Genomic DNA, 5,573 nt, shown 5'->3' with positions numbered 1-5,573 from the left:
TATTATGAAAACTCATCTCTCATAAAGTGATTGGTTCTCAGCATGAAACTTTTAGTTTTCCCATGACATACTAAAAGTTTCCCTTAACAAAACAAGTAGTTTCAATGGGGCAAACTTCTGGTTTCAACGAGTGAAACTATTGGTCCCGACAAGCAATACTTTTAGTCCCAGCAGTCTGAAACAAGTTTTCTAACAGGGTACCGTTGTTACTTTAGCCATTTGTTGAAGAATTCCAGCGTTTCTTTCTGCATGGCTTTGTTAAAGAAGTGCTTCTCTTCCCATAGTTTGGTGACAAGGTATTCCCCTACCTGCTGGCTTTTCCAAACGTCTTGCATAATGGCATAGGCATCCTTGACACCTTTTACCGGAAACAGCTTGTCTTGAGTACCGTTGAAGAACAGAGCAGGTTTGGGGCAGGCAATACTCGCGGTATGCGGGTAGTCCAAATACCGGCGCAGGTCGGGGATGAGCATAGAGAAGGCGGAACCGCCTTTGTTCTGGTTGTTGGTCAGGGTCATCAGGTGTTCGGTCGTGTTCATCCAGCACACGGAGGCAGATGCCTTTACACAGTCGGTAAGGGAGGCAAGCATCCAGGAACGGTAGGCTCCCATGGAAAAGCCCAGACAACCCACTCTTTTCTTGTCGACATATGGTAGAGAGGCAAGGAACTCCGTACTGCGCACGTCGTCCATATGGATGAAGGCTCCCCACGAACTGCCCATTTGCAGGAAGTTGGAAGCCAGTGCTTGCTGGCCGTCGTAGTCTATGCCTTCCTTGCGTCCTCGTTCTCCCCAGAACAATGCATCGATGGACAATACGACATAGCCGTTGGCTGCGAAGTAATCGCCCGTATATTGGCTGTCGTAGCAACGTGCCGCCCAGTCGTCGGCATCTGCCAGCACTTCCGCCTTAACATGAAAAGGGCGTATCATTTTCTCCTTGCCGATGGAGAAATGGGCTCCATGGTCGTGAAGCATGACGATGGCGGGGAACGGACCTTTACCGTCGGGCACCAATAAATAGGCAGGTATACGGCACCATTCCGATACATTAAACCGTATTTTTCGGACCTCGTATCCGTTGCGGTGTTCTGCGTCGACTACTTCCATACTGTACTCCCGTGGGGCAGGGGCAATGTTCTGCATACATTCCATCAGTGTGCTCCGGGCTTCTGTACGCCATTGGTCGTAATCCTTTGTCGGGGAATTTCCCCATGCCAAGGGATAGTTGAGTTGCCGTTTCAATTGCTCATAGAAGGTGGGCATATTTTTCACAATCCCGTAAGAGGCGGTATCGGTTTGTGCTGTGACCGTGGTGTATACGGAAGAGAGGAGAAAAAAGAACAGAATGTTGTATTTCATGGTTTGATGGTTTATTCACAGTTATTAAATTAGAAGCAAAGGTACAAGAATTTTCAATGAAATATGTATCTTTACCGCATAGAATAAACTGATTATGACGAAAAGAATTTTATATCTAATAGCAGGTTTGATATGTACGCTGGCAGTGAAGGCACACCCGGATTGTTTTTTCACTCATTATTCGTCTGAGGACGGGCTGTCTCAAAACACAGTCATGAGTATATTGCAGGATAGAAGCGGCAATATGTGGTTTTCTACGTGGGATGGCATCAACCGATTTGACGGATATTCCTTCAAGACGTATAAAGCAAGACTTGACAATCAGATTGCCTTGACAAACAATCGTATAGACCTGATGTATGAGGATAAGTACGGCTTCCTTTGGTTGCTGACTTATGACAGCCATGTTTTTCGCTTCAATCCTCGTACAGAGGTATTTGAACGGGTTCCGGCTGAGGATAGGGAAGGAAATTCCGCAACGGTTACTTCCATCAGCCTATTGCCGGGTGGTGCCGTGTGGTTGTTGACAGAAAAAGAAGGGGCTATCCGGGTATCTACAGAACCTGATACTTATCGTCTTGCCACCGAGTGGTATTCGGTCAAGTCCAGACCGTTTCCGGCAATGCGTGTGCATGAAGTGTATGAAGATTCCTCGGGACATGAGTGGATATTGACAGATAACGGATTGGGGATGGTTTCTCCTGCTGAAAAGTCGACCGCATCTTTTTTTGTGGAGGCGGCAGAGAAGGAGAAAAAAGAAGGACAGCCTTTCTACGCTTGCCAGGAGCATGAAGGGGAAATCTTTTTCGGCTCGGAGAAAGGGCGTGTCTGGCGTTATCAGAAGTCAGCAGGTGAATTCCGCCTGCTCCAGCTTCCGGCAGCTTCAAAGATAGTCTCCATTCAGGAGCTTAATCGGCACGAAATGCTGATTGTGACCGCTACGGATGGTTTTTTTGTGTATAAATATGCCACACAGGATTTTGAGCATTACAATGCATCCCGTTTTCCCGACTCGCCGGTATGCTCTGCCTATGTAGACAAACATGGTGAGGTATGGTTTGAGCAGCATATATCGGGTTCTGTTGTACACTTCAATCCCCTGACCCGTATACTGAAGACCGAGACGGTGGCTGTAGAACCTACTAGTACAGACCGTTCCCGTCCGGCTTTCCATGTACACGAAGATGTCCATGGTTCTGTGTGGGTACATCCTTATGGAGGTGGTTTTTCCTATTTTGACAGGGAACAGAATTGCCTTCGTCCCTTTTATAATAGTCTGGCCCAGGGTGACTGGCGTTTTTCCAATAAAATCCATGCGGCTTTCTCGGACAAGCAAGGCAATCTGTGGATGTGCACCCATTCCAAAGGATTGGAAAAAGTAACTTTCCGCCCCTCCCAGTTTAAGCTGATAACCCCTATGCCGCATCACTATGAGTCATTGAGCAATGAAGTGAGAGGCTTGTGTGAGGACAGTGAATACAATCTTTGGGTTGGCTTGAAGGACGGAAAACTAAGAGTGTATGACAAAGACCGCAGAGAGCGAGGGTATCTGACGGAAAACGGTACGATAGCTCATTCCGGTACCCCGATGCGCGGAAACGTGTACTTCATCATGCAGGATAGCAGGAAAAATCTTTGGATTGCTACGAAAGGGGATGGTCTGGTAAAGGCAGAGCCTCAAGGGAATGCACGCTATAGATTGACCCGTTATCAAAATGACAAGGATGACATTTACAGCTTGAGTGATGACAATGTGTACTGTGTATATGAAGATACCCGAGAAAGAATCTGGGTAGCTACTTTTGCCGGGGGGGTGAATTACATGGCGCGTGACAAGGACGGAAAGGAGATTTTTGTCAATCACCGCAACAATCTGAAGGGGTATCCCATAGACAACTGTTATAAGGCGCGTTTCATTACCGGTGACGGGCAGGGACATATCTGGATTGGAACGACCGTTGGCGCTCTGATGGTAAAGGAAGATTTTAGAACGCCGGAAGATGCTGTCTTTCATCACTTTGTACGTGTGCCGGAAGATATTCACAGCTTGAGCAACAATGATGTACACTGGATTCTGTCTACCCGGAACAAGGAACTTTATTTGGCTACCTTTGGGGGTGGTCTGAATAAACTGCTGTCTTTGGACAAGGATGGAAATGCCCGATTCAAATCCTATTCTGTGCAAGATGGGCTGCCTTCCGATGTGCTTTTGGCAATACGGGAGGACAGTAAGTCCAATCTGTGGATGAGTACGGAGAACGGCATCAGCAAGTTCGTTCCTTCCCAAGAGAAATTCGAGAATTATAATGATGAGGGAATCTCCTTTCGGATACGCTTCAGTGAGGCTGCATCTGCTTGTACTTCTTTAGGAAATATACTGTTTGGAGCGAGTAACGGTATATTTATGTTTAATCCGGACTCCATACGCAAGAGTAGTTATGTTCCTCCGATTGTGCTGTCCAATCTGTTGGTAGCCAATGAAGATGTAATGCCGGGGGCGGGTTCCGTATTGCGGCAAAGCTTGGACGGCACACACGAACTGGAATTGTCCCATAGGGAGAATGTCTTTACCATTCAGTATGCGGCGCTCGATTATTCGGCTCCGTCCGAAATTCAATATGCCTATATTCTGGAGGGCTTCGAGAAGGCATGGAACTATGTAGGAAAACAGCGGACGGCTACTTATACGAATCTTCCCAAAGGACATTATCTGTTCAAGGTTCGTTCTACCAATGCCGATGGCGTTTGGACCGAAAATACCCGGGTACTTGGCATAGAGGTGCTCCCTTCTTTTTGGGAAACTCCCTTTGCCTATTTTCTCTATATTTTGTTTGTGTTACTGATTATAGTGACCGCTGTATATATCTTATTCACCATTTACCGGTTGAAGCACAAGGTCTCTATGGAACAGCAGATGACAGACATGAAGTTGCGTTTCTTTACGGACATATCCCACGAACTGCGTACGCCGTTGACTTTGATTTCGGGACCGGTGGAGTATGTGCTGGAGAATACTCCGCTGCCGGACGATGCCCGCGAACAGCTGCAGGTGGTGGAGCGTAATACGAACCGTATGCTCCGTTTGATTAACCAGATACTTGATTTCCGCAAGATTCAGAACCGGAAAATGAAGATGCAGGTACAGCGTATCAATGTTGTGGCGTTCACCCGTAAGATTATGGAAAGTTTTGATGCCATGGCTGAGGAACGTCACATCGATTTTCTGTTTGAAACGGAGAAAGAGGAACTTTACTTGTGGGTCGATGCCGATAAATATGAGAAGATTGTGTTCAATCTGCTTTCCAATGCATTCAAATACACTCCTAATGACAAGATGATAACTGTCTTTATCCGTGAGGATGAAAAATCCGTGTCTGTCGGGGTGCAGGACCAGGGAATCGGTATTGCTGATAATAAGAAAAAATCCTTGTTTGTGAGGTTCGAGAATCTGGTGGACCGTAATTTGTTCAACCAGTCAAGTACCGGCATAGGCTTGTCATTGGTGAAAGAACTGGTCGAGATGCATAAAGCCTTGATAACTGTAGAAAGCAAGCTGGGAGCGGGAAGCTGCTTTAAAGTCGATTTTCTGAAAGGAAAAGGACACTATGATGAAACCGTGGAGTTTCTTCAGGATGATGCGGCGGTCGGTATGGCAGTTGTAGAACGGGGCGCGGATAGTCATTCGCAGGCAGAGGAGCAGGAAACTTTGCAGGAGGACAACGGAAAAGAGGAAACAGCCATGGGGACCATGCTTCTGGTGGAGGACAACTCGGAACTGCGTCTGTTCCTGCGCAGTATTTTTGCATCCGAATACCGGATTGTGGAAGCAGTGGACGGTATGCAAGGGTTGGGCAAAGCGTTGAAGTTCCTTCCGGACATAATTATCAGCGACGTAATGATGCCGGAGAAGGATGGTTTTTCCATGACCCGCGATTTGCGTGCCGACATGACCACCAGTCATATTCCTATTGTTCTGTTGACAGCTAAAACAGCCATTGAAAGCAAACTGGAAGGATTGGAATATGGTGCGGATGACTATATTACAAAGCCTTTCAGCGCCACTTATCTGAAAGCCCGTGTCAAGAATCTACTGATGCAGCGGCGTAAACTTCAAGACTTGTATCGTGCGGATTTGATGTCTGCCGGGGCGGCTGATACTTTATCGGAAGTTGAAACCAAAGAGCAGAAAGCGCCGGAAATGTCCCTAAAGTC

2 protein-coding genes are annotated in these 5,573 nt (G+C 47.0%); one reads left to right on the top strand and one right to left on the bottom strand.

Going from position 1 to position 5,573, the window contains the following annotated elements; genetic code table 11:
- Nucleotides 1–206: 206 nt before the first annotated feature.
- Nucleotides 207–1,361, bottom strand: a complete 1,155-nt coding sequence (locus JCM16496_RS20565; protein ID WP_025836376.1) for a dienelactone hydrolase family protein — start codon at nucleotides 1,359–1,361, stop codon at nucleotides 207–209.
- Nucleotides 1,362–1,455: 94 nt separating this feature from the next.
- Here JCM16496_RS20565 and JCM16496_RS20560 point away from each other — a divergent pair.
- Nucleotides 1,456–5,573 (top strand): two-component regulator propeller domain-containing protein (locus JCM16496_RS20560; protein WP_025836375.1); only part of this gene is annotated, 4,118 nt, incomplete at its 3' end.

It is taken from the genome of Bacteroides rodentium JCM 16496, assembly GCF_000614125.1.
GTDB lineage: Bacteria > Bacteroidota > Bacteroidia > Bacteroidales > Bacteroidaceae > Bacteroides > Bacteroides rodentium.
Note: the sequence above shows the minus strand (reverse complement) of the source record. Positions and strands in the feature narration are given on the sequence as shown.

Bases quoted from the DNA above. Each gene is read 5' to 3' on its own strand.
- JCM16496_RS20565 (WP_025836376.1), bottom strand. From the start codon at position 1,361: ATGAAATACAACATTCTGTTCTTTTTTCTCCTCTCTTCCGTATACACC.